Source organism: Paenibacillus sp. SAFN-117, from assembly GCF_051966115.1.
In the GTDB taxonomy this organism is placed as follows: Bacteria; Bacillota; Bacilli; order Paenibacillales; family NBRC-103111; genus Paenibacillus_L; species Paenibacillus_L residui.
The window spans coordinates 85,609-111,641 of the sequence record NZ_JBQCLK010000019.1 but is presented as its reverse complement, the minus strand read 5'-3'; the positions used below and the strand labels follow the sequence as shown (position 1 = coordinate 111,641).

At 50.4% G+C, this 26,033-nt stretch carries 17 protein-coding genes; 3 read left to right on the top strand and 14 right to left on the bottom strand.

Annotated features, from left to right (window positions below):
• Nucleotides 1-970: 970 nt before the first annotated feature.
• The 6 genes from ACTHRH_RS14100 to ACTHRH_RS14075 form a co-directional block, all read right to left on the bottom strand.
• Nucleotides 971-1,855 (bottom strand): carbohydrate ABC transporter permease, encoded by an 885-nt coding sequence (locus ACTHRH_RS14100; protein ID WP_379287793.1) that lies wholly within the window; start codon nt 1,853-1,855, stop codon nt 971-973.
• Between the two features lie 18 nt (nt 1,856-1,873).
• Nucleotides 1,874-2,824 (bottom strand): ABC transporter permease, encoded by a 951-nt coding sequence (locus ACTHRH_RS14095; RefSeq protein ID WP_379287797.1) that lies wholly within the window; start codon nt 2,822-2,824, stop codon nt 1,874-1,876.
• A gap of 84 nt (nt 2,825-2,908) precedes the next feature.
• Nucleotides 2,909-4,558, bottom strand: a complete 1,650-nt coding sequence (locus ACTHRH_RS14090) for an extracellular solute-binding protein (protein ID WP_440416122.1) — start codon at nt 4,556-4,558, stop codon at nt 2,909-2,911.
• 239 nt (nt 4,559-4,797) lie between these two features.
• Nucleotides 4,798-6,381 carry a stalk domain-containing protein gene (locus ACTHRH_RS14085; RefSeq protein WP_440416120.1) on the bottom strand — a complete coding sequence of 528 codons (1,584 nt, stop codon included), beginning with the start codon at nt 6,379-6,381 and terminating at the stop codon, nt 4,798-4,800.
• Between the two features lie 95 nt (nt 6,382-6,476).
• Nucleotides 6,477-7,073 (bottom strand): hypothetical protein, encoded by a 597-nt coding sequence (locus ACTHRH_RS14080; protein WP_440416118.1) that lies wholly within the window; start codon nt 7,071-7,073, stop codon nt 6,477-6,479.
• 17 nt (nt 7,074-7,090) lie between these two features.
• Nucleotides 7,091-8,281 carry a S8 family serine peptidase gene (locus ACTHRH_RS14075; RefSeq protein ID WP_440416116.1) on the bottom strand — a complete coding sequence of 397 codons (1,191 nt, stop codon included), beginning with the start codon at nt 8,279-8,281 and terminating at the stop codon, nt 7,091-7,093.
• A gap of 1,058 nt (nt 8,282-9,339) precedes the next feature.
• Here ACTHRH_RS14075 and ACTHRH_RS14070 point away from each other — a divergent pair.
• The 3 genes from ACTHRH_RS14070 to ACTHRH_RS14060 all read left to right on the top strand — a co-directional run bounded on the left by ACTHRH_RS14070 (nt 9,340) and on the right by ACTHRH_RS14060 (nt 17,595).
• A complete protein-coding gene (locus tag ACTHRH_RS14070) occupies nt 9,340-13,440 on the top strand; it encodes an FIMAH domain-containing protein (protein ID WP_440416114.1) in 4,101 nt (1,366 codons plus the stop codon).
• Nucleotides 13,441-13,787: 347 nt separating this feature from the next.
• A complete protein-coding gene (locus ACTHRH_RS14065) occupies nt 13,788-16,154 on the top strand; it encodes a twin-arginine translocation signal domain-containing protein (RefSeq protein ID WP_440416112.1) in 2,367 nt (788 codons plus the stop codon).
• Nucleotides 16,155-16,194: 40 nt separating this feature from the next.
• On the top strand, nt 16,195-17,595 hold the full coding sequence (locus ACTHRH_RS14060; RefSeq protein ID WP_440416110.1) for an extracellular solute-binding protein: 1,401 nt from the start codon (nt 16,195-16,197) through the stop codon (nt 17,593-17,595).
• Nucleotides 17,596-17,638: 43 nt separating this feature from the next.
• On the opposite strand, the gene ACTHRH_RS14055 is transcribed toward ACTHRH_RS14060, so the two are convergent.
• The 8 genes from ACTHRH_RS14055 to ACTHRH_RS14020 form a co-directional block, all read right to left on the bottom strand.
• A complete protein-coding gene (locus tag ACTHRH_RS14055; RefSeq protein WP_440416108.1) occupies nt 17,639-18,412 on the bottom strand; it encodes an SDR family NAD(P)-dependent oxidoreductase in 774 nt (257 codons plus the stop codon).
• Nucleotides 18,396-19,661: a M20 family metallopeptidase gene (locus ACTHRH_RS14050; RefSeq protein WP_440416106.1), complete on the bottom strand. Its 1,266-nt coding sequence runs from the start codon at nt 19,659-19,661 to the stop codon at nt 18,396-18,398. The genes ACTHRH_RS14055 and ACTHRH_RS14050 overlap by 17 nt, the downstream gene beginning before the upstream one ends.
• Before the next feature lie 84 nt (nt 19,662-19,745).
• Nucleotides 19,746-20,903, bottom strand: coding sequence for a mandelate racemase/muconate lactonizing enzyme family protein (locus ACTHRH_RS14045; RefSeq protein ID WP_440416104.1), 1,158 nt, complete (start codon nt 20,901-20,903; stop codon nt 19,746-19,748).
• Nucleotides 20,900-22,234 carry an aspartate aminotransferase family protein gene (locus ACTHRH_RS14040; RefSeq protein ID WP_440416102.1) on the bottom strand — a complete coding sequence of 445 codons (1,335 nt, stop codon included), beginning with the start codon at nt 22,232-22,234 and terminating at the stop codon, nt 20,900-20,902. The genes ACTHRH_RS14045 and ACTHRH_RS14040 overlap by 4 nt, the downstream gene beginning before the upstream one ends.
• A 161-nt stretch (nt 22,235-22,395) precedes the next feature.
• Complete coding sequence (locus ACTHRH_RS14035; RefSeq protein WP_440416100.1) at nt 22,396-22,545, bottom strand: hypothetical protein; 150 nt, start codon at nt 22,543-22,545, stop codon at nt 22,396-22,398.
• A 382-nt stretch (nt 22,546-22,927) separates the two neighbouring features.
• Nucleotides 22,928-23,980: a zinc-dependent alcohol dehydrogenase gene (locus tag ACTHRH_RS14030; protein WP_379287817.1), complete on the bottom strand. Its 1,053-nt coding sequence runs from the start codon at nt 23,978-23,980 to the stop codon at nt 22,928-22,930.
• A gap of 168 nt (nt 23,981-24,148) precedes the next feature.
• Nucleotides 24,149-25,027, bottom strand: coding sequence for a carbohydrate ABC transporter permease (locus ACTHRH_RS14025; protein WP_379287818.1), 879 nt, complete (start codon nt 25,025-25,027; stop codon nt 24,149-24,151).
• 12 nt (nt 25,028-25,039) lie between these two features.
• Complete coding sequence (locus ACTHRH_RS14020; protein ID WP_440416097.1) at nt 25,040-26,011, bottom strand: ABC transporter permease; 972 nt, start codon at nt 26,009-26,011, stop codon at nt 25,040-25,042.
• Between the last annotated feature and the right edge of the window lie 22 nt (nt 26,012-26,033).

The window sequence follows — 26,033 nt, the reverse complement described above, 5'->3', positions numbered from 1 at the left end:
TACGACCTACCTTCGCCAGCCGTAAAATAATTATAGCGTACAACCCTATTTTCATCATCTGATGGTGCCGCGGTCAGCAGCATGGGGGTCTACCTTGAAAATCCATCCATTTTCATCATCTGATGGTGCCGCGGTCAGCGGCATGGGGGGCTAAATGGATTTCATCCAGCTAGAATGCTCCTTTAGAGCGTTATATGAAAACTAACAGGAAAATATCTCCACTTAGTTTCGTTATTTTTACAGTTTGGCTCATTTTACCTGCATAAAATCCAGCTAGATCATCAGCAATAAAGATCACTTGGTTGTAAATGTGGTAAAACTTTTCCGCACCGCGCGAGATCCCATTGCGCGGTGTATGGCGTCGCATAACGGTGGTCAACCACCTTATGGAGCCACTTTTCCCTGTGTTAGGAGGCAGCTATGCCGTTAGGAATCTTTGGTTACTCACCCTGTGGTAAAAAAGACTGCACAGTCCAAGCAAACCGCTTAGACTGTGCAGTTCATTTTGAACGTGATACCTTCGCGGAATCCCCACAGGCGACTCAGCGTGGAAGGCAATGCATCCGACACCGCGTGGACGAAAGTGCGAGGCAATGTACCCGACACCGTGTGGACGAAAGTGCGAGGCAATTCATCTGACGCCGTGAGGACGAAAGTGCGAGAAATTGCAGTGCTTCCGAAGAAGTTGAGGACGAAGATGCGAGACCTATGCTGTGCAAGCGAAGAAATGCGACAATGAGTGCGGCCTCTATCCAACTTGGCCATGCCGTGTAACCGAAGAAGTGTGCCGAGAAGTGCAGACAATAAGCGCAGTATCCGGTCTAGCCATTGTAATGCACCCGCAGGAGCGTGGCCGATGAAATGTGGACCATAAATCGAAGGCTATCCAGCCAATCCAGTGCGACCGAAGGAGCGTGCAGAGAAGTGTTGACGATCAACGAAGCCGATACACATGCCGTGCCTATTACGCTTATCCTTTCACCGCTCCGACCAGCTGACCGTGTATGAAGTATTTTTGCACGAAGGGATAGACAATGATAATAGGCAGGACGGTCAGCATTAGCGCTGCCATTTTGATATTCTCCGGATGAACACGCGGTTCGCCTCCGATGAGGGCCTCCTGGGTTTGCTGATCGATAAATTGAGAAGCACTGATCAGAATTTCCCGCAATTGCAGCTGAAGTGTCCATAGTTGGCGGTCACGGATATAAATCAACGCATTGAACCATTCGTTCCAATATGCGACAGCGCTGAACACGACGAAGGCCATCGTCATCGGCAGAACAAGCGGCAGAATGATATTCCACAATATACGCCATTCACTGGCCCCGTCTATTTCCGCCGATTCCATCAGCTCCTGGGGCAGTTGATTGATCTGGTTGCGAAAGACGATGATATAGAAGATGCTGATGATTTGCGGCAGCACAAGGGCGGCGTATGTATTGGTCATCCCCAGACCATTGACAAGAAGATAAGTCGGAATCAAGCCGCCGCTGAAATACATCGGAATAATCAAATAAATGAACAGCGCCGATCTTCCCAGCAGATGCTTGTGAGCCATCACATAACCTGCCGCAAGCGATAAAGCAATCGTCAACACGGTATTCACCACAGTCAAGCCGACGGTATTAAGGAAGGTCCGCAAAAACTGCTTGCTGTAAGCGAGCTCGTGATAAGCTTTCAGCGAAAAGCCTTTAGGCCACAAGCCTATTTTTCCAGTGGCGAGGGCTTCGTAGTTACTCAACGAAATAGCTATCGCGTTGATAAACGGAACGAGAATCGAAATAGAAAAAGCAATGAACAGCAAGTAATTAAAAATAATAAAAATTTTGCGCACCGGTGATAGATAGCTCATCGCTTAGCCCCCGCCTTTCTAATATAGTCCCAATCCGACGAGCTTCTTGGAAATCCGATTTGCGGAAATAAGCAGAATGAACCCGAGCAAGCTCTGTACTAAGCCAATGGCTGTCGTCAAGCTGTACTGCGCCTCCACCAGACCGATCCGGTAAATATACGTGCTCGTTACATCGGAGACATCCAGAACCAGCGGATTCTGCAGTGTAAAAATCCGGTCAAACCCTACGGAGAATATGCCGGAAAGCCGGAGCAGCAGCAGTAGTACAATCATCGGCACCATCGCCGGAAGAGTGATATGCCAGATTTGACGAATGCGGCTCGCCCCGTCCATCATTGCGGCCTCGTACAAGCTTGTATCGATTCCCGCAATAACCGCAAAATACAGGATGGCGGACCAACCGACATTTTTCCAAATTTCCGCAAATACGGCGATTCCCCGAAACAACCCCGGCTCCGTCATGAAGAAGATCGGTTCGATACCGAACCATCCCAGAAGGGTGTTCACCATCCCCGCCTCCGGAGACAGCATTTGGTAAAATACGCCGGAAACAACGATCCACGACAGGAAGTGCGGCAGATATGAGATGGTTTGAATGATTTTTTTGAACCGCATGTGGATAATTTCGTTCGCCAATAAAGCAAACAGGATCGGTGCGGTAAAGCCGAAAGCAAGATCGTAAAAGCTGATGATCAGCGTATTTTTCAGTACCTTCCAGAACGTATCATCCTGCAAAAAATAGACGAAATGCTTGAAGCCCACCCAGGGGCTGCCCAAGATCCCTTTGTAGGGTGAAAAATCTTTAAACGAAATAATGATGCCATAGAGAGGAATGTAATGGAAAACAAATAATAGAAGGATAGTCGGAGCCAGAAGCAAATATAGCGCAAAAAGCGTTTTTTTATACACCCTCTTTTTCCGTATCGGAACGGGCGTGGCGGAAGATTGCGGTGTGGAATTGATAGCCATGATCCCACCTCCAATAGAGAATTCAGTCCGCAGAGCAGGCAGGAGACACTTGCCATGCGGATAAGCTTAGGATTTCGTCTGCCGTTACCAGTCTACCTCTTTCACGCCAAACCCTCTTAGTTTTTCTTTGTGATCATTCATGTATTTGGTATATTCCTCATAAATAAACCCGTACTTATTGCCGAATTCAGCCACCTTCTGGTCAAACTGCTCCATCGTAATGCGACCCATGATCGCCTCGAACGTCGCCTGTGAGATGAAATTATTCGCTTCACCCCTTTTTCGGTTGGCCTCGTCGGACAATTGGGCGAAATGGCTTAATCGGCGCCCCTTATCTTTGGCATAGCCTTCCCAGGTTTTCAAGCCTTCCATCCTTCTGTCAAACTCTTTTTTATTCATGACCTGTTGAGCAGCGGCTATACTGGAATCCTTGCGGTCGCTGAAACCGAAGAGAATGGCGAGATGCAGCTTATAATACTGGGTCTTGTCGGATAGACCCTTGCCTTCAATCGGCACCTTCTTATCCCCCTGGACTGTATAGTCCTCGCCTTCCATGCCCCAGAAGATCATGTCGTGGAGTTCCTCTGAAGCCAATGCCTCTATAACCTTCCAGGCTTCGTCAGGATGCTTGGATTGGCTGGAAATGTAGATCCCGTGATCGGTAATAGGAAGTCCTTCGTAAGGTTGAGCATATTTCGGGTCCTTCAATACGGCCGGGTATTGCTTGAGGGCCGGGGATAACTGCCATTCCATATGCTGCTCCTGCGGCAGTTTCGCCTGTCCGGTCGGAATAAATTGATCTGCCTGATTGTATTCAAACAGAACGTCCCTGTTTCTTTTCTTGTCTCCATATTTCACGTTATCGTTCGTTGCAAATTCTTTATCGAGAATACCTTCTTCATACAACATCTTCATGGTTTGTACAGCTTCACGATATTCCGGAAGCATAAAATTGCTGATCACCTTGCCATCCTGTACGCGATAATCATACGGAAGCGCACCGTACCAGAAGAAAATAGGCAATCCGCCAAAGCCGAGCGCGGTGTCGGTATTGGCCACGCGATTGGAGAGGATTAACGCGTTCGGTTCAGCCTTATGCACCTTCCTCATAAACTCTATCCAACCATCCACTGATTCCGGATATTCACCGTCATTGTATTTAACCAGCATGTCATAGCGTACAGCGACTCCTGCGCCTTGGGGCGAGCTTGTATTGCGCATCGGTATACGGTAGTAATGTCCGCTCGGTGATTTGGCCAGCTCCATCATTTCCGGTGTAATCACTTTTTTCACAGCCTCGGATTGGTCGTAATATTTCTTCAAGTCGATAAGACCGCCCTGATCCGCTGTCCGGTAAGCTTCCGTCGGATACCAGCTATGAACGAGATCGGGCAAGGAACCGGAAGATAGCATCAGATTATACTTGGTTTTGAAATCCTGATATCCGGGCACCTCGAGCTCCAGATCAACCCCCGATTTTTCCTTGATCAGGTTGATATACGGATTATCGCTCGGATTGACGCCATCGGGATGTGCCATTCCGGAATTGCCCATGAAGAGCTTCAGCTTGACGGGTGCCGACGTTTTCGTCTGGGGGCTGGCTCCCGGCTTGGATTCGTCCGGTGTCGATGTAGCGCTCGGGCTGCCGGAATCCGAACATCCGGAAATCGTCATACTGCACACCAGGGCCGCCGCGGTCAACAGAACATTGGAATGCTTTTTGAATTTTGCCATGCTCAATAGACCTCTCCTCTCGTCTGTTACATGAATGTTTGCGCTTTCATAATATAGATAGAGGAATGTTATGCTATTCCAAGTACTATTATGACTGAATATGAAAGAAGGAACTGCTATGGCGAATCGTTAGGACCAGGTAATCATTTTGGTTTTCGCTCTGCGAATTTGGCAAAAAATAACTGCACAACCTAAGCTAACCGCTTAGACCGTGCAGTATTCTTTGAACACTTACGTTGCTATTTGGGCGACTCAATCTGATATCGATCGATTTCATACCCGACCTCGTCATACAAAATCACTTCGTCGTCTTCGCCGTCCCATATGCTCTCGGTAGTCCAGATAAAATATCGATTGCTAAATACCGTCCCGCTGCTCTCCCTTATCCCGCGAACAGCACTTTCTCCGGTCATGATAATCATTCGACTGGCTGAACCTATTACAGTACCTTCAGGAAACTGAAACGTTGCTCCTCCCTTGGAACTGACCAATGTCCAGCCGGAAAGGTCTTTTTCGTCCATTTCGGGGAAGTTGGAGATGATGACTGCCCCATCGGCATCTATTCGCGAGATTCCTACCGGATGATACATAGAATGTACCCCATCCAAGAGCTTTTCGCCATTCACACCTATTTTTCTATCTATCGCTTGCCAGTTCAGTTCATCCAAGAAGGAATACCAGATAGAGCTGCAGCAGACTGAACTCGCATACCCGCTGGAGATCATGGACGCATCGAAAAATGTGCCGTCTTCCAGAAAGACAAAGCCTCGGGGGATATCCAACGGCTCCTCCTTCGATTCTACCCATTGGACCCAAACCACTTGATTATCTAAATGCTCTTTGGTGTATTGATAAGCCTTCTGGATAGCGATCTCTCCGTAACTACTTTCCATCGATCCGACATCGACACCGGCTAACCTAAGCTTTTGTTCTTCCCCGTTCCAATCCACCAGCAATGTAATTCCGTCTATAACCTCTTTCACCTTGACTTTGGTTTTAGGAGCGCAGCTTCCTACCACTTTATAAGCCTTGTCTTCCCAGCCTACCAAACAGCCTAACGCATCCCCCAGCTTCCTGACCGGAATATAGGAAACTCCATCTCGTATTTCTATCGGAAAATCCATAGGCTGACCGTTTCGAATCGCCAAACCTTGCTCTATGGAATAACGGATGACGCTTTCTCCCTTAGTTATTTCGATCTCATGAGTCGATGCTTCCCATGTCACGGTGGCTCCCATGGATTCTCCCGCCTGTTTCAGAGGAACATAGGTCGTTCCGTTCTCAAGAAACGGAGAGCGTTCGAACTCAACTTGTTTACCGTCCACATACACAGTCGGAGGCCTTACAGTCCCATAATCGTTCGGGTTATACAAGGGCGCCTCGAAATCAACCGGGCTGATGAGAATCATTTCCTCCCAGGTTAGAAGCTGGTCCATCATCTCCTTGGTTAACCGTGTATGGAAACGGATAGGATGTACTTTGGCCAATGCAGGCGAATCCCCGAAGACCTCTCTGAATTTTCGCTCAAATTCCGAAGCCTTCGCTTCTCTTACGATCATGGCGGCTTCGATGGACTCTTCATCTTCTGCTGATTCCGCCCATTTTCTTAATTCCTGGCTAAGGAAAGGCTTCGAGTAATATTCGGGGTCCGCCCATCTGAATTGATCTATTGGAGTCACCTCGAGCTTATCCGAAGGAATAATTTTGCCGTAATCTTCAATGATGATTGATTGTAACGGCCCTTCTTTCGCCGATGATGCTTCGGGCATAAAGGCAAGGCCGAACAAAAGGGTGACTAAAAAAAACCTAAACTTGAAGAACAATTCTATCTCGTCCTTTCTATATGAACTTGCTCGAATCCTGGGAAATGTTTAAAACAACCTGCCCCGTTTTTCCTCAAGGCAGGTTGTCTTATCTATTAAGGACGTACTTTTCCAACGATATCCAGGGAAATATGGGAATCGGTCCTAACTTTCACCCCAATGGTATAAATCCCAGGTTTAGGATTGGGAATGCTGACATGTCCATAAGGGTTTTCACGCGATTGTTCTTCATTTTCCGTGAACTTTGGATCTTGGAATATATCTTGGCCAGGTTCCCATACAACCAAATCAGCATCTCCTGTATATTCTGTAGAATTTAACATGGTAATATTTAATGGAACGGAAGTATCCGTAACTTGCATTTGAAGGGTATAGCGATATCCAGATTGCCCCATAAACTCCAATTTATATAAATCCCGGTTATCGTCAAAAGACCCAAATGAATATCCACCGGATTCTTTTACGGAATCATATACGAGTAGATTGCCGTTTCCATAAAACACATCGAATCCAGATGGTCCCATATCTCCTACAACCAATTGGGGGATCGTTCCTCGCTTTATTGCTGCGGATTTCATAAGTGCATATGTCCCGGCTACCGCTGGTGCAGACAGGGATGTTCCGCTTCGAGAAAAGTATCTGTTGCCAGATCCGGCAAGTGCAGCTTGGATATTTTCTCCGGGTGCAACCAATAATGGCCCCTCCGACCCTATGCCTTTGCCCGAAAATTCACTTCCCCCCATCCCCCAGCACTTGGGTCTTTAATACTTCCAATAATGTAGCGAGTTGTTTTGGCTATCGGGTTGATAGTGTTAAAAAATTTGCGCCCATCTACGGATCCCTTCTCGCCACCGAAATTACCGGCTATCACGAAAACAGGAATTCCCATATCATTAAGTTCATTGATAAGAGTACGAGTATATCCTAGATTAGGATCCGTATAATCTGTGTGTATACTAACGTTAACTGCGTCGATACTGTATCTGTCTGCATTATCTCTTACCCATCTTAATCCAGAATCAAGATGAATAGTGGAGGTTAATTTATTCTCTTCATTTAACACTTTCACACCCACTAACGCCGCGCCTGGCGCATATCCGGCCGCATTTGAATTACCCTTGCCCGTACCGGCAATGATACTTGCTACCGCTGTTCCATGACCGTGTTTATCGTTCGGGGAGCCTGAATTACCGACGGGATCAAACCAACCAATAACTTTTCCGTTACCTAGATCAACATGGGTTGTGTCAATTCCCGTATCAAGCACAGCTATGACGATATCTCGGTTAGAATAAGAATTTTCGTTTCCATCCAAATTTCCAGTAACACCAAAATCCGTACGTGCTTGTCTTGCTCCTGTAAAAAATGTTGATTCGTACAGTTGCATATCAATTGAATCTTGTTCAAAACCAGTACCATCCACCATGCCGTAGTTTTGAGATGGAATGTTGTCTCCAATGAGCAAAACCTCGGACCACGTCAAAAGCTCCTTGATCTGTTTCTTATTTAACGTAACATTATATTGTAAATCATGTACTTTTTCGAATGTAGGCAAGTCCCCGAATGTTTCCTTAAATTTTTTCTCGAAATCTTGTGTGCTCGCATCATAGTCCCAATGCAGCATAATGATGGATTCGATGGTATCTTCGTCAGATGCATGTTTAAACCATTCCACCAGCATTCCGCTTAACGCGGGGTCAGTTGAACCCGTAATGTGCAATTCATCAGTAAATTTGTTCCATGATTTTATCGGAATCGTCTTGTTTTCTACCTTCTTCAGGCTATCTTTATCGATCATGATTACATTTGAATGCATGTCTTGAGCTGTTGCGGCTGTTGGCAAAATAGTAGCGCTAAACAAAATGACAGATAGTAATAGAGCTTTTAGCTTATTCAACAATTAATCTCACCCACCTACTAGAATTTATCAATTTGATTATTTGAATGCTGGCCAGCAGTTCAAACAAATAAAATTGAAAAAATAGTAAGTACATGCAAGGCAAGAAAATAATAAGCACTATGCGTTCATTGGCAAGTTAATTCATATCCCACTTAATTGGAATATACCATATATATTGAAAATTATCCCACAAATTTGACAAATTTGTTACAGTTTTTATCAGAACTTTCTAGAAAATTCTACAAATATATTCTATATCAAAATGCTTTTCCTTACGAAACCTGGAAAGGTTATTCGGGCAAAACAAGCTATTCCACTTTCTAACGAAACTGCATATCGCTATTCATCAAAATTGAAGATCATAGAGCAGGTTTTCGCCCAAATAAGGATTGTGAGTTTCGTTATATTTGAAATGGTATCGTTTTTAAGGCAAATAACGTTACCCAGATTCGTTAGCGAGATTGAAACCGGATGGGAGCCGGGCAGATGACCACCATGCCCCCGGCCGCGGCACCATCAGATGATGAAAATAGATGGATTTTCAAGGAAGTTATTCCGGAGATAGAAAATCAGGCACTGATTTCCAGGTTGAGCCTTAAAGCCTTGCCACTCAATGATCGGCAATGCTGTCCATGCTGCGGGTCCGATCAAGCGGTCAGCCTTTTCAAAAGATAACCCCCCCTAATCCCTATCAACGCTATAGATTAGGCCTTTCGAAACAAAACCAGAAGACTATCTTTGTAAAGATTTGTTATATTTCCATCAACAATGGTTGACGGAAGCCCGATCCAATAATATATTAAAGGTAACCAAGCACAAGCCTAATTTGTGGTAATATAGTAAATGACTGCACTACTAATTGCATAATTCGAAGGTGGAGACCATGAGAAAACCTTTGAAGCCAGCTTCTTCTCTTTTGGATGGAGACGGTTTCTTTGAATTTCTTATGGTCTTTTTTGTAATGCCTTTCCTATGGACGACCAAGCTTCGAAAGGGGGTGACGGCAAGATCAAGCAATACCGTTAGCAGTAAGAACCATTAAGCCGAGGAGGTAGAAAATGATAAGAACAAAATTCAATCGATGGCTGTCTTCCGCACTTGTATTGTGCATGGTATTTTCCCTTCTGTTTTCTTTTTCCCCTGCCGGCTATGCATCCGCACAGCAGGTTCAGCCTGCAGCTCAGACCACGGTCGACCATGATCAACTGCCGCACTTTCTGATTACGGAGATCGTCCCCGATTCATCGAATATTGACGGGGCCGACGGCTATGAATTTGTTGAAATTTACAACAACACGGATCAGCCTATCAACTACAAAGATTGTAAGCTCATCTATCGCTACCCGAACGGCCTGGAGTATGACCAGGTATGGAAGACTATCCCCGAAGAAGCGATCATTGAACCGGGAGCCACCCTGGTCCTGTGGATTACGAACAATGCCAATCAGAATGCGACAGTAGCCGATTTTAATGCCAACTATGGAACCAATCTGGTTGAGAACAAGGACATCGTCAGGACTGAAGTGAGCGGCGGAATGCACAACAGCCGCGAGAGGACAATGATCATCGCCACCAATACCGGTTACGAGCTTGTCCAAGCCAGCTATAACGTAGGAGTGAAGGATACGGCGCCGGATAAAGGAATTTTCTACAAATATCCGGAAGACGGCTCCACCACCATGCAGTTGATCGGCAGCGCGACAGATCCGGCCACTCCCGGATCCGTCAGTCCGGAACAAATTCCGCCTGAACCAGTCAAGATCAAGCCAGATAATGTACCTCCGGTCATCGAAAATCTCACTGACCAGACGGGGATCGGAGACGCCCAAGACATTCAGATCGTTGCGAATACCCGTGACGATGTCATGGTTCTAACTTTTACCCTGCATTACAGAAGCGAGAAGCAGAGCGAATATACCAGCGTCAATCTGAAAGTGAGCCGGGAAGACTCCCTGTTCCACCATACCATTGATTTCCTGGATTTCCTAGGAAGCAGCTATGTAGAGTATTATTTCACGGCTTTCGACGGAACGAACGAAACGGTTAGCGATATTTACAGAATAGATATTGTTCAGGAGCTTCCCAGCCCGAGATTGAATTGGCAGGACGGGGACATTCTGACGGGCCGCTCCACCATTGTAGCTTCCGCCGACGGGGTCAGCCCGGATGATTTGAAGCTGTTCATTGACGGGACGGAAGCGAACGATACTTACCGGTCCTTGGAGAAAAACGCCTATTTCGCATTTGAAGCCGACGGCATAAATGCCGGTTACAAAAACTCGGTCAGCTTGGGAAGCGACATCATCCGCCTCGTTGACACGGATATTAACGGCTTTGAAACGGTCATTGTCCCGGTGGCCCCGATCAAGTTTCATCAGAATAATAACACCGTGACGCTTCGCGCCGGCTCTACCAAATCCGCCATCGAAGAAGATCCGCAAGAAAATCTCGATGATTTCGATGTGCGCAATGTCCGGCTTATTCTAAGCGATGGAACCGTTGTCAGAGACCCCCGATACAGCGATCCTAACGAAATTCTGGATATGGGGGACAATGGAAGATACCTGCCGGTGGTCGACTTCACCTTCGACATTCCGCAGGACAAGCTGACTTCCAAAGCTTATGTATGGGATACCTCTGCCATATCGGAAGGCGGTCATCTGATCCGGGTCACGACTCCGGAGCAAGGCGAAGCGACAGCCCGCATCCGGGTTGATAATTCCGCTCCTTTCATCCAGACGACTCTGGAAGAGGGCAAGCTGTACAAAGGCGCCTTTACTATCGACGTCACCGTGACGGATAAAGTGGCCGGGGTCGACAAGGTAGAGATTCTGCTGGACGGCCAACCGATCGAAGTTCCTTACGCGACCTCCTCGGCGGCTATGAAGCCTGGCGAGCATTACCTGCAAGTTTCCGCCCTGGACAAAATAGGCTTGAAGAGCGAAAAGAACGTTCGGTTCTCGACGGTAGAGGAAACCCCGCATCAGCCTGAACTGATCAGTCCGCAGGACGGGGCCGCGAATGTAGATCCTCGCCCGACTTTAAGTGTTAAAGTATCCGATCCGACGGATGACGAGTTGGACGTAACCTTCTATCAAGGTTATAAATACAATGCAGTCACCCCAGGCAAGGTCCGGGTATATAAAAATGCTACCGATACGGAGCCTCCCCGCTCAGCCGCTCCAGACGGCGAAGTAGCCTTGACGGAAGCGGAGCTCGCGACCCTGGCGTCCGTGGATCAGCAATATGTCACTCTGGACTCGACTACCCAGTTTCCTTACCTGCGCTTTGAAGTCGAGTTGGACGGCAATATGACTGCACAGGATACGGTAGAGGTGGTCTGGAAAGGAAATTCCTTGGCCAACCGCAAAGTGACGATGTATGCCTGGAATTACACGGAAAACCGCTGGAAAGCCGTCGATTCCTTCGTGACCAAGTCCGAGGACGATTTTACGCTAAGCGGCACCGTTGACGTTAACGATTACGTGCGTGAACAGAAGGTCAACGTCATCGTTCAGGATCAGATTCCGACGCCGGACGAGTACGATTATACCTTCGTGTGGATGACGGATACCCAGTTCTATACAGAGGTATTCCCGGGGATTTACGAATCCCAGGTTAACTGGATCGCCGAGCAGGTGGACAACATGAAGATCGATTATGTGATCCATACCGGAGACATCGTCAACGTGCACGATTACGAAATCCAATGGCAGCGTGCCGATCAGTATATGAAAGTGCTGGATCAGGCCGATATTCCGTACGGAGTGCTGGCCGGTAATCATGACGTCAAGGATTTGGGTAACAACGAGTTCGACTATTCGAACTATTATCGTTACTTCGGGGAGGATCGTTTCCAAGATCGGCCTTATTATGGAGAGTCGTACAAAAATAACCGCGGTCACTACGATCTGATTTCCTCTCACGGCAATGACTACATTATTGTCTACATGGGCTGGGGAATCGGAGAGGAAGAAATCGCTTGGATGAATCGGGTGCTCGCGGAACATCCGGACCGCAAAGCCATCCTTTGTTTCCACGATTATTTGACGGCTAACGGCAGCCGGGCGGAGATTGGCGACATTCTGTACGACAGGGTGGTTGTACCGAATGAGAACGTCGTGCTGGTGCTGAACGGCCATCGCACCGGCAGCACGCTACGAACGGACGAAATCGACGATAACGGAGACGGAATTACAGACCGTAAAGTGTATCAAATTTTGACGGATTATCAAGGGCATGGCGAAGGCGGCGACGGCTTCATGAAGCTGTTCCATTTTGACACGGCCACGGATACCATCTATGTCAATACGTACTCTCCTTATAAGGAAAAGTATAACTACTATGACCCGATAGAATTTCCGGGTAAGGACGAATTCACACTGGCTCTTAGCCTGGAGCCGCAAATCAAGCGGGTAGCCACCGATTACTTCGAAGTCAACCTTTACTCCGATACGGTAATCGGAACGGCGAACGGAATACCGAGCGGACAGACGGCCAGCATCGAATGGGATGGACTGGCTGCCGATCAAACCTATCAATGGTATGTAATCGCGGCGGATGCATTCGGAGGCCGGATCGTTTCCGACATCTGGAGCTTCACCACCGGAGCCGGTTCGGAGCTTCCCGCCCCAAGCCACCTGAGGGCAACCGGAACGACAAGCACCACCATCGATCTGGCTTGGGACCCGGTAAGCAGCAGCGGCCGGAACATCCATTATGAATTATATAAAGATAATCAGCTGCACGCTGCGGTCACAGAAGCTGTATATACGGTGACCGGGCTGGCTCCGAATACGGAATACCGTTTCTACGTGGTGGCTGCGGATGACCAAGGATATAAATCCGCGCCCAGCGAGGCGATTTCGGTGAAGACTTCTCCTGCCGCACCGGCTGACGGACTGCCTGCTATACGCCGGTTAGTAGACGACTATATCGCTTCCGGCGATTTAAGCGGCCCGTTGGCCAAGCAGTTGAGCAATACTCTGGACCAGGCCCGGCAGCAGTATGATAAGGGACGGTTGGAGCAAGCCGCCAGAGATCTGGAGAAATTCCTGAAGCATTTGAATAACAAAGCCATGCAGCGTCACATTTCAGAGGAAGCGAAGGAGCATCTGGAGCGGCAGGTCAACTCGTTGCTGCAGCAGTGGCGTTCATAGTACGTTTGAAAAAGCCGGGGAAGCAAAGCTGCTTCTCTGGCTTTTTTGTTGAGTGCGGCATCAGATTCTGATTGTTGTGGTGTCCGTTTCTAGCTACGTTTTCTTGTATCTCGATTGTTTAACACAAGTTCGAAAGTCCCATTGACAACGCTTTCAAACAGTCCGTATACTAAATTGTAAACCAGAACTAAATCAGGGACATTTTCCGATTGACGGTTATTGCATCATTCAAGAAGAGACGGCTGTCGCCCCTTGTCCAAGGACGTACGGTTTCTCGAGGAAGTATAAGAACTTTAAAAAAGCTCCTGACGGAGCTCTATAAATATCCACTGGGAGGTATTCAAAGAATGGATAAAGAACAGCTTCCACATGGCTTGGAAAAAGATACTAACCCGCAGGAAATCCCCTCTCCCTCCATCAGCCGAAGAAAGGTGCTGAAGGCCCTCGGCATGGGAGGTGCCTTGTTGGCGGGAAGCGCCGCACTCCGTCCGGGACTCGTATTCGCGGATAATCCGGATTCGTCCGGCAATTCCGATGCCGCCGCTCTGTCCGGAGGCAATCAGGCCCGTTCGGTGCTTCATGTGCCGAATGTAAAAACGCTTCTTGAGCTTCCCAAGGGGCAGCTCAAGGATGGCGTGAAGGTGCATGTAGGAGGATATTATTCAGACGGTGATGGAGGGGCCAAGCTGGTTCGCTGGGCGGCCTCGAGCACCAAGGCCGATAACGGGGGAACCGTTCACGCGCCAACCGGCACAGGACAACAGCCCGGACGCTGGGAAACCGTGCATAACGGAGTGGCGGATTTCCGCTGGTTCGGTCTGTTCGGCGCGGACAAGAATGCCGATGCGGCCTTGGATGCCATGGTGAACGACGCTTCCATTCACCGGATCGAAGCTCATACCGATCTGAATTTCGCCAAGCGCCATATTTTTCACCGCAGCGGCGTTGAAATCGACTTCCATGGACATACGATCACGACGGAAGGAATCGAGCTGAATACGAGGGATAATCCGTTCGGAGCCGTTCTCTTCTTCCAGGGCACGGCAACCGGAGAAACCCAGACGGTAACGCTGAGTACGGATCTGGCCGAAGGAACGGACGTGCTGGAAGTAGCCAATGCCTCTGCCTTCCAAGTGGAGGACTGGTGGCATGTCCAGGTGAAGAATCTTCCGCAGGGCAGCGCGCAGCGCGAACTGGATTATTTGCTCAAGGTTACCGAAATCATAGACGGCACCCACATTCGGGTCAATTACAAGCTGGGTTGGGCCATTGCGTCCGGCCGGCAGGTTACTTACCGGAAGATGGCCCCGGTCTTCCGCTGCAATGTGAGAAACATGAGGTTCGTTGGCATCGCCGTCCCTCCTAATGGATCGACTAACCAGAGACCGTTCGATACCTGGGACCAAATCGGCTCCAATCCGGTCGCCTACGAATTTGCAGTGGAATGTGATGTATCCGGTATTCGGGCCACCAAGGTGTTCTGGCCGGTGATTATGCGGCGATACTGCTCCCACTATGTGACAGAACGCTGTGAGCTAATCAACCCGGAAGAGAGAGACTGGGGAGGAACCGGCTATCTGACCCAGCAGATCAATGTGCTGTATGGGCACGTCAGAGATTGCAATACAAGTAATGCCCGTCACTTGAACGATTTTACCTGCGCCGCGTACTGCCTCGTAGAGAACTGCCATGGGGACGGCGATGATTACGGGCCGTTCGTTACTCACGGACAGTTTGAACACGATCTGTTTTACATAGGCAATTCCGGGCTGCTCTCTTTCGCCAATAGCGGCACGACCTGGGGAGACAGCGCCAAGCGGATCACCGTCAAGAAGCATATCGCATCGAGAATCGTAGCTAATAAAAGACTGACCGACCTCACCCTGGAAGACTGCCATGCCGTAATCAAGGAAGGCCTGTCCAATTCCGGTTCCATATGGGTAAATGTCGATGGCCTGAATATGAGGGGCTGCACAGCCGAGGCTATGATTACCCTTTCCAAGGGCTCCTCCCGTTCAAAGAGGAAAAATATATTGGACAGCTGCGGTTTCGGCATGCTGAAAGGGTACGAAATTGCCCGTCCTATCCGTAAAGGAACCGAGTCTGTCGGCTATACGCCGATCAATGGAGACCTTCTGATCCAGAATTGCGAATTTTACAATGTGGAGGAGGTCAATATCGGCAGTATTAACCGCCTTACCCTGATCAACACCTGGTTCAAGGGCCTGCCCCAGACTCAGGGCATCATCAACATCGGCAGCAGGGAAATCGTCATATCCGGCGGCGGATTGATCGATTGCGGCTTCGTGCTGACCGGCGCCTGGGACAAAACAAACCGGGACGGAACCAACCCGGAACACAAAACCGACCAGTCCATTACTATCGGCGGAGGGGCCGTGTTCAGCGGGACGAATGGGGAGAAGGCTTTTCTGAAGAGTATTGATCCGACCAATGTCATCCGTTGGAGCTTGGGCGATTACACCAGCAAATCCTCCGACCCGGATACGGCGCACTTCCATATACAGGGCGGCAGGCATCAGTTCAAAGCGGTAGGCTCCAGCTATATAGGCGGCAAATATGTCATTCTCGAAAGCTCCTTCAGCCGCGATCAATATTTCTTCATGACATCCTGCATTGAGCAAAATGTCATCCGTGCATTGCTTCCTGCGGAAACGGAGAGAGTGAAGCACACCGAGGGAAATATGATATTATAGGCTGGAGATCGATCGGCTAGAGAAGGGTGTTTTCATACTTATGGAAAAACAGAACCAGCGCGAGCAGTCGCGCATGCGGTTGAACAACTTTATCCGGAGCTTGAGGGAGGATATTGTTTCCGGCAAGCGGCAGCCCGGCGAGCATTTGCCTTCCGAGAAGACTCTCTCGCAGCAATACGGATTAAGCAATATAACCATTCGCAAAGGGCTGGATAAGCTTGTTTCGGAGGGGCTGATCGCCAAGATTCCGCGGGTCGGCAATGTCGTCATCGGCTCCTCCGGGAGCCCCCTCGTTACCGTCAAGCTGGGAACCCATTCCTCGGTTGCCGCCGAAGCCAGGCTGGAGCATCTGTTAGAGCTGTTTCATGAGAGGTTTCCGCACATCCGGGTTCAGACGGTACCGATTTCCAGCGAGAGCTATAGACAGCTTCCCGACTATTTGACGGGCGGCATTGCAGATGCCGTCATGATAAACTACACGAGCTTCCAGATGCTTATGGAAAAAGGCCACGGCGATCTGCTGGCCCCGCTGGAGCGTGAGGAGGACATCTATCCCTTCTTGTCCGACGGCTTCACGTACGACGGGGCTCTGCTGGCTCAGCCGTTTATTTTTTCGCCGCTTATTCTTTGCTATAACAGGCAGCACTTCGCGGAGAAGAACATTCCGGAGCCGGACGGCCGTTGGCAGTGGACGGATATCATCGCTAATTCCACCCGTCTAAGCGAGCCCGGCGAACGAATCGGATTCCATTGCGACCTGCTTTCCCTTCACAGATGGCCCCTGCTTCTGCTACAGACCGGCGCAACCTTCGAACGCTACGGGGATGGAAGGATTAAGCTGGCCGGAACCGCCATGATGGAGGCGATCCGCTTCTGCCGGACCCTGATCCGGGAGCTCCCCTTGTTATCGGCGGGGGTAGTGACGGGAGAATCGGAACTTCTGCTGGCCCAAGGCAAGGCATCCATGATTATGACGAGCTACTTTTATTTAAACTATTTGCGTGAAAAGTCCCTGCCGTTCGATATCGCCCCCGTCCCTCACCAGGGCATGCCGGGGACTCTGCTGCTTAGTACCGGCCTGGCGGTCAACAGCCGCTCCCCGGTGAAGGAAGCGGCTGTCCAATTGGTTAAGTTCCTTATTTCACATTCATCCCAGCTTATCATCCGGCAGCATACATACAGTTTGCCGGCCCGGATAACGGCTGCGGAATGGTCCGGCCGGGAAACGCTCTATCGGCCCTCCCGCTTTGCTCTGTTCCGCGAAACGATCCCGGAATCCCGTTATTTCTCGGCCTTGCGCATCCGTGCATCAGAGCTTGCCGCCATCCATCAGGAAGCCAAGCTGTACTGGGCCGGTCTCGAAAGCGAGGAAGCCTTCTGCAAGCGGGTGGAGCAAATGCCGGTGCCGCCTGGGCAGCATTGGAGTCCAATGGATTTTTAATCCCGGAAGGAACTCCTTTTTTGTATAATTAGGCACCGCAGTCTTAGAAGTCCGCGGCATTGGCCAAATGGCCTCCATCCACTAAAATGGTTGTACCTGTGACATAAGAGGCTTCGTCAGAAGCCAAGAACAGGAAGACGTTGGCCACCTCCCGGGGCGTTCCCAGCCGCTTCATCGGAGTGCGGGCCGCCAATTCACCGAGATTCAAGGCCTGTTCCCCATCCTTCTTCAGATCGTCATTGATGGAGGTATCGATAAAACCGGGGGCGACCGCGTTCACGCGGATCCCATACGGGGCCAGCTCCGCCGCCATCGAGCGGGTAAGCAGTTCCACCGCACCTTTGGATGCATTGTAATGCGCAAGATAAGTACTCCCGGCCAGACCGTTCTTGGAGGACATATTAATGATGACTCCTCCCTTTTCCTGATGTGCCATTATGTTGGAAGCCCATTGGCTCAACCGGAACATGGCGCCGACGTTGACATTCATAATCCGGTCCCAGTGATCTGCCGGAATTTGCAGGAAGGGCTCGCGCACGGCAATTCCCGCGTTGTTGACGAGAATATCGAGTGTTCCCCATTCCTGCTCGATGGCATTCGTCACACTGTCGACCGAAGCTTCATCCGTCAAATCGCAGACGGCCGTTCGGCTGCCGCCTGCCGTAAATCCGGGAATCGCCTGCAGAGAGGACAGCTCTTCCTCCCTGCAGTCCAGGACGTATACCCTCGCCCCCTCACTGACAAAAAGCTCCGCGATCGCCCGCCCGATTCCCCTGGCACCGCCGGTTATGACCGCTTTTTTATTGCATAGCCGCATCGTTGTCCCCTCCGGTCCACCCAACATATTTGCCGATGAGCGTCATATATACCTGGGCGGTCATTTCAAGCTCCCGAAGCTCCACATACTCCGTCTCTCCATGAGCGGACGTTTGGTCCGGGCCATGGCACAAGGCGGGGATTCCCCATGCGTTTACGAAAATTCCCGCATCGGTCACCAGCTTCTTGCCCACCTTGGGAGCTTCTGCGCCTCTGACTTCACGGATCGCTTCGACCAGCGCCTCGACAGCCGGACTCTCCCGGTCTATCCGGTAACCGTCACGCACCTTCTCGATAGCGAGCCGGATATCCACCTGATGCCGGTCGGCTACCTGCTTGACCATCTCGCTAAGCTCCCGTTCGATTTCCTCGAACCGCTCCTCCGGGCCATAGCGTCTGACGCCTTCCATGACGGCCCGATTAGGCATCTGGTTATAGAATTCCCCGCTGTGAAACGAGCCTACGAAATAAGATGCCGTCCCAATGTCCGCTATTTCCCGTTCCGCCAATTCCGCGTTACGCCGGTTCAGCGCCAGGATCATCTCCGCCGCTACGGTGATCGGATGGGGAGTTCCCGCCGGCGTATGAAGCTGGTGGCTGGGCTCTCCCTCCCGAACCACTTCGATACGGAAGGTGGCAGAGCCCATCTGGGCGACGGTGCATTCGGTGGTGGCCCCTTCCATCACTACAACCGCATCCGCCTGCCAGTTGAACCGGCGGGTCAGCTCCGTCAAGTCTTCCCCTCTGCCTCCGGGACTCTCGTGCAGGCTGTTGGCAATGACCATCAGTTGTCCGTTCAACTGAAGCTTGTTGACATGGAGGACTCGCAGCACTTCGACAATGGCGGCCAGAGAGCCTTTCATATCGCAGCTCCCTCGGCCGTACAGGCGACCATTCTCGATTTTGGCCGGCGTATGCGGCAGCGGCACGACATCCATGTGACCGTTGAAGACCAGCTTGCGCCCCTTACCCGGGCTGCCAAATTCAGCGACCAGGGTAGGGTTTCCGGGATACAGCTCGTGACGCTCCACCCGGCAGCCGACAGCTTCCAGCAGGCTTTGATAAAATTCGGATATAGCCACTGTATTTCCCGTAATGCTATCGATATTGACCAGATCCAGTGTATTTTGAACGATCCGGTCTACTTGGATCTGCGACAGCAACGATGCCATCCGTGAGGTGTCACACTTGCTCTGTTCGTTGCCGGGATTTCCTTCGCGGTGATTCCCTTCCGGCGATTCCGGTTTCATCCTGCAGCCTCCTCTCCATTCCGGCTTCTCTTAGGCTTTTCCAATTTGAAGAAGCTAGGCAAATTCTCTTAATCAGCCGGTATTTTAAGCTTCTTCCGGTACAGCCAATCTTTTCTCCCAACCATCCCTGAACAACGGCAGAAAATGACCCGGATTATACGGATGCTGCTCCGCCAGCTCGATATTCAGCTCCGCTCCCCAGCCCGGTCGATCGCTCAGCTCGATATAGCCGTCCTTCACTTCTACCGGATGGCTGATGATCTGCTGCGTCCAGTCGCTATTGAAGTCGTCGAAGATTTCATGGATAAAAAAGTTCGGCGTCGCCGTATTCAAATGAGCGCAAACCAGGGAGCATAGCGGACCTTGCGCGCTGTGAGGTGCAATTACGCCGTTATTCGCATGCGTCATGGCACAGATTTGCTTGGCGGCTGTAATGCCTAAATACTGGGGCTCCAGTTGGATGATATGCACGGCATTATGCGCCAGCAGCTCGGAGAACTGCTCCCGGCAGTAGTAATCCTCTCCGCAAGCAATCGGAACCGGGCTGCGCTTGGCCACTTCCACCATGGACGAAATTTTCTGCGGAGGAACCGGCGCTTCGAACCAGGTCGGCTCGTATTTCTTCATCGCATCGGCGAACTGGAGCGCAGTATGCACGCTAAACCGGTTATGGCCTTCGATCAAAATATCGGTATGCGGCCCTACCGCTTCGCGTACGGCCGCGATGATTTCCAGAGCAAGCTGAAAATCTTTGCGGTCGACGACTCTCCACGCCGAACCGAACGGGTCGAATTTCAGGGCGGTGTAGCCTTTGGCCACCACCTTCTTCGCCTGTTCGTAGAAGCCTTCGGGGGTGCGAGCCGTACGGTACCAGCCATTGGCGTATACGCGAAGCCGCTCGTGGCATTTGCCCCCCAGCAGCTTGTAGACCGGAACATTCAGTGCCTTGCCCATAATATCCCAGCAAGCATACTCGATGCCGGACAGTGCCGCCCCATGAATTTGGCCTCCGTCGGAATAGAAATCCCGGAACAGCTTCAGGGAATGCTGCTCTACGTCGAAAGGGTCCTTGCCAATAACAAAACGCTTCAATTCATGAATAGCCGCTTCCGTCGTTTTGGCAAATCCGTTCAATGTCGCTTCTCCGAGCCCGGTGATGCCCTCGTCTGTTTCTACCTGAGTGAAGACCCAGTTCTTCCATTCGTTTCCGACAATATAAGTTTTGACGTCCGTGATTTTCATGCTTTTCCGGCCTCCGTTCCTTGCTTGTAAGAAGATTTCAATTCTTTCAGCACGGTCTCGATCATTTCCAATGTATAGTCGATGTCCGCTTGCGTATGACTGTAGCTGATATGATTGCGTTTCAGATTCATCGGCAGCTTGAAAATGCCTTTCTCCATCAATTTCTTGCGGTAAGCAACATAGAACTCGGCATCGTTATGCTGCAGCTCTGCGTAATGCTTGGGCTCGAAATCCATGAAGTAAGTGGTCCATACCGAGCCGAAGCCGCTGACCACACCCTGGATGCCCAAGCGGTCCAGAATGCCTCTAATTTCCGAGCGGACATGATCGCCCAGCCTGAAAATAGTCTCATGAACCGGCTCCTGCTCCATCAGCTCAATAGTAGCTATCGCCGCTGCAGTCCCAACCGCATGACCGTTATAAGTTCCGGCGAACCATACGTCTCCGCCCGGCTTCGTGTTGAAGCGTTCCATATACTTTCGCTTGCCGGCGACAGCGGCGATCGGAAAACCGTTGGCCATCGCCTTGCCCATCGTTGTCAAATCCGGAGTAACCCCGGCCACCTTCTGGAAGCCGCCGATATCATGCCTGAAGCCGGTAATGACTTCATCGAAAATAAGCAGCGCGCCGTGGGCTTCGCACAGCTTCTTCAATCCCGCCAGGAAGCCTTCGCGCGGCAGGATGCAGCCAATGTTATGAGGAATCGGCTCGACGATAATGGCCGCCACGCTGCCCTCTTCCCGCTGCAGCGTCTGCTCAACATCCGCCAGATCGTTGTAGGTGCAGATCAGCGTATTGTCCAGCGCTTCCTCAAGCATTCCGGCCGAACCCGGATCCCGCTTGCCGACCATATCCCAGGCGCTTAACATATTTCTGGCTACATAGTCATGCCAGCCGTGATAGCAGCCCTGGAACTTGATCAGCTTGGGCCGACCGGTTACCGCCCGGGCAAGGCGGATCGCATGGTAGGTCGCCTCTGAGCCGGAATTGCAGAACAGCACCTGCTCGGCGGAGGGCACATGCTTGCAAATTTTCTTGGCAAGCTCAATCTCCAGGTCTGTCGTTCCGTTGCCGAACAGATCGGTTCTCTGCAGCGCCTCCATAACCTTCCCGTTAACATACGGGTGGTTATGGCCGAGGATATACGGCCCGAAAGCCGCCTGATAATCGATATATTTATTGCCGTCCGCATCATAAATGTAGGCCCCTTCGGCTCTGGTGAAGACCAGGTGGGGCTCCACATTGCGGATGGAGGTGTGGACTCCCCCCGGCGTATAAAGGTTTGCTTCTTCGTACAATGCCTGACTGGCTTCGGTTTTCAACTGGATCACCGCTTGTTCCTCTCCATTCATCCTAAATTTTTTTTAACCAGGGCGTGGCGGTAGTTCACAATATTTGTTCGTATTATCGTACCGTACCGGCACATTCTTAGGCTTCCATCGCTCTAGTCATGTAAAATCCGGTTCCCCGAGACCGCCGCTGGCGCAATGCCTTAAAGACCGTCTTTTTGCCCGAATTCGATCAATCCCGGAAAAGACGAGCAAAACTGCAGGTCTTTCACCGCAAAAAACGGAAAATCAGCAAAATGGCGAAAAAGACCTGCATATTTGTTTGTCTCTGGCCGATTTTTACTAAAATCCATCTGAAGACCTGCATTATCGCTGGTCTTTTGGAGCTATGGGCGCTTTGGACACTTTGAGCGACGAGCTTTACAAGGGTACCTCATGCTTTAGGCACTTTAGGTACTGCTACAGGTGCTTTTGGTGCTTTAGGCACTTTAGGTACTGCTACAGGTGCTTTTGGTGCTTTTGGTGCTTTTGGTGCTTTTGGTGCTTTTGGTGCTTTTGGTGCTTTAGGTACCTCATAATGCTCCAGGAGCTTTAGGCGCTTTAGAAGCCTTTGGAGCGTTATAAGCTTTATTTGCTTTAGTAGATTTAGTAGCTTTATCAGCTTTAGAAGCTCTTCCAGACAGTCCCGTCACAATTGCAGGTACTTGTCGCGGTGTACCCCAAGCCTAATCACCGTCATCTCTTCCCGCCGGCTGACGCTTCTTCCTTGCCGCCTTCCTGTTGAGCGGCCGCCGGATACTCCAGCACTGCGCCCAGTATATCGTGGGGTGCCTCGGCATACCGCCGAAAAGCGGCCGAGCATTGTTCGATCGGATAAACATCCGTAATCAGCGGCTCTACCCGGATATCTCCTTCAGCCATAAGACGAATATATTCCGCCATGTTCCTGCCTTCCGTCCAACGAACGTAGCCGATCGGGTAATCCAAGCCCCCCTTTTCATACAGCGGGTCATAACGCCCCGGCCCTCCCGCACGAGAGATGAGCACCTGAGCCTCCTTGGCAAACAGCCGCTCGCGGGAGAAATCCATCTTCAAGTCGCCCACCACCAGCACCTTGCCGCGATCCCGGATCCACTCCAGCGACTGATCCATCAGTTCGCCGGTCTTGCCTCCGGCACAGAGAAGCACCGCATCGACGCCTTGGCCGTCTGTAAGCAAGCCTATCGTCTTCTCGACTTCCTCCGCACTCCGGCATACATGCCGGATGCCCAGTTCCTCCGCCTTCCGGCAACGAGCCTCCAGCAGATCGTGAACAATGACGCGATATCCGGCCGCCCGGGCAATCTGGGCCGTCAGTTGTCCGAGGATTCCCGCGCCGATCAAGAGCACGCTTTCTCCAAACTGGAGAGATGCTTGTCTAAGCGCATGCACCGCAATAGCACCCAAGCCGACCGTAGAGGCTTCCTTGAGGGTGACGGAATCGGGAACCGGAACGGCCAAATGCTTGGGAACCGCCAGCCATTCCGCATGCTTGACATAGGGGGCTCCATAACAGGCGACTCTCTGTCCGACCTCCAAGCGGGCATCCTTCCCGACCTTCCGGACAACTCCCGACGCACTATAGCCTAATATGGTAGGTGCAGCGTAATTATGCCCGTTCATCATCAGCTCCGTTCCCGGACTGATTGCTGAATATTCCGTCTGAACCAGCACGAACCCTTCTTCCAGCAACGGATCGGGAACGTCTGCCATGCGGATGCTTCCTTCGTGTGATACAACAGCTTTCATGTGGTTCTCCCCTTTCCTTTTCTGGACGAAAAGCTACCTGCACGAGTCTTTATCGGATTTGAGTTAAATCTAATCAGACTGTTGAAAAAGTTCCTTCGGGACAAGACTATGCCTGAAAATGCAAATAAATACAGGTTCACTGCCGTCATTTTTACGGAAATTCTCGATCTATTCCTTGAGCGCCCCGATCATCACTCCCTTGACGAAATATCTTTGCAGGAAAGGATAGATCATCAGGATAGGCACGGTGGCCACAATGATGGTGGCGTATTTAATCGATTCACTTATGCGGTGGACCTCATCCTGCGTCGCATTGGTCAGCATGTTCTGGGCCGATGACTGAATGAGAATCTCCCTGAGAATGAGCTGAAGCGGAAATAAAGATCGGTCCTGCAAGTAAATCATGGCCGAGAACCAGCTGTTCCAATGTCCTACCGCATAGAACAGCGTCATCACCGCCAGCACGGGCATCGACAGCGGGAGAACAATTTTCCACAGTACTTTGAAATCATGCGCTCCGTCTATCTTCGCCGATTCGATCAAGCTGTCCGGAATGGACTGGAAGAAGGTTCTCATGACGATCAGGTTAAAGGCATTGACCGCCCCGGGCAGAATCAAGGCCCAGCGAGTGTCGAACAAGCCCAATTCACGAATATTGAGGTAAGCCGGAATAAGCCCCCCGCTGAAAAACATCGTAAATACGATAAAAGCCATCACGAAATTTCTTCCGTGTAAATTTCTTCTGGATAACGGGTATGCGCCCAGAGTGGTCATAATCAGGTTAATGATCGTTCCAACAACCACATAGAAAATGGTATTTCCGTAAGAAGACCATATATTTTGATCGGAGAACACCAGCTTGTAAGCATTCAGATTGAAGCCTACAGGCAGCAGCTTGACCTGGCCCGAAGCGATCGCGTATGCATCGCTGAAAGAGGAGACCAGCACATACCACATCGGATATAGAAATAAAATGGAGCACAAAAGCAAAAACAGCAGATTAAAACCGTCAAACAACTTTTCTCCCCAGCTTTTTTTAACAACCAATGGAATGCCCCCTCACCATAAACTGCTCTCGGTCGTTTTTCTGCTGATGCGATTGGCGATCACTAACAGTGAAAAATTGATGACGGAGTTAAAAAGTCCGACGGCCGCCGAGAAGCTGTAGTCCGCCTCCATGATCCCTCTCCGGTAGACAAAGGTGGAAATGACATCCGCCGTATCGTAGGTGGCCGGGTTGTACAGCAGAATGATTTTGTCCCAGCCGACATTCAACAGCGTTCCCACATTCAGAATCAGCAGGATCAGCACGGTAGGCATAATGCCCGGAATCGTAATATGAATCAATTGCTTCCAGCGCCCCGCGCCATCCACGACGGCCGCTTCATACAAGCTCGGATTGATGCCGGACAGAGCCGCCAGATAAATGATCGAGTTCCAGCCCACGCTCTGCCACAAACCGGAGCCGACATAAATCGTCCGGAACCATTCGGGAAGAATCAGGAACTGAATGGGCTCCTGAATGACACCGATCGCCTGGAGCATCCCGTTAATAATCCCGTCCGGCTTGGTAAAATCGATAATCATTCCGCATATGACGATTAGCGATATGAAGTGCGGCAGATAGGAAATCGTCTGTACCACCGATTTGAACGCTTTGATTCGGATTTCATTTAGCAGTAAAGCAAAAGTGATTGAGGCCGGAAATATAACGATTAGGGAATAGAAGCTCATCAAGAACGTATTTTTCAACAGACGCCAAAAATAATAGCTTTCAAAAAAGCGCTGAAAATGCTTAAATCCCGCCCACGGACTGTCCCATATTCCCTGATATGGATTGAAGTCCTTAAAGGCGATGATGGCGCCATACATCGGTTTATATTCAAAAATAATGAAATAAAGGATAACCGGAAGAAGCATCAGGTATAAATATCGATTCGCAATCAGCGGCTTCATTCGGCTAAGCATCGGCTTTTTCCTCATTGCAGGCTTGGCGCTTCCGATTTTCTCCACTTCCGTCGGTGATGCCATGAAGATGGTCTCCTTTCCCGGC

Coding starts and splice junctions, on each gene's coding strand:
- ACTHRH_RS14100 (WP_379287793.1), bottom strand. CDS start 1,855: ATGAGCTATCTATCACCGGTGCGCAAAATTTTTATTATTTTTAATTAC.
- ACTHRH_RS14095 (WP_379287797.1), bottom strand. CDS start 2,824: ATGGCTATCAATTCCACACCGCAATCTTCCGCCACGCCCGTTCCGATA.
- ACTHRH_RS14090 (WP_440416122.1), bottom strand. CDS start 4,558: ATGGCAAAATTCAAAAAGCATTCCAATGTTCTGTTGACCGCGGCGGCC.
- ACTHRH_RS14070 (WP_440416114.1), top strand. CDS start 9,340: ATGATAAGAACAAAATTCAATCGATGGCTGTCTTCCGCACTTGTATTG.
- ACTHRH_RS14065 (WP_440416112.1), top strand. CDS start 13,788: ATGGATAAAGAACAGCTTCCACATGGCTTGGAAAAAGATACTAACCCG.
- ACTHRH_RS14060 (WP_440416110.1), top strand. CDS start 16,195: ATGGAAAAACAGAACCAGCGCGAGCAGTCGCGCATGCGGTTGAACAAC.
- ACTHRH_RS14055 (WP_440416108.1), bottom strand. CDS start 18,412: ATGCGGCTATGCAATAAAAAAGCGGTCATAACCGGCGGTGCCAGGGGA.
- ACTHRH_RS14050 (WP_440416106.1), bottom strand. CDS start 19,661: ATGAAACCGGAATCGCCGGAAGGGAATCACCGCGAAGGAAATCCCGGC.
- ACTHRH_RS14045 (WP_440416104.1), bottom strand. CDS start 20,903: ATGAAAATCACGGACGTCAAAACTTATATTGTCGGAAACGAATGGAAG.
- ACTHRH_RS14035 (WP_440416100.1), bottom strand. CDS start 22,545: ATGGATTTTAGTAAAAATCGGCCAGAGACAAACAAATATGCAGGTCTT.
- ACTHRH_RS14030 (WP_379287817.1), bottom strand. CDS start 23,980: ATGAAAGCTGTTGTATCACACGAAGGAAGCATCCGCATGGCAGACGTT.
- ACTHRH_RS14020 (WP_440416097.1), bottom strand. CDS start 26,011: ATGGCATCACCGACGGAAGTGGAGAAAATCGGAAGCGCCAAGCCTGCA.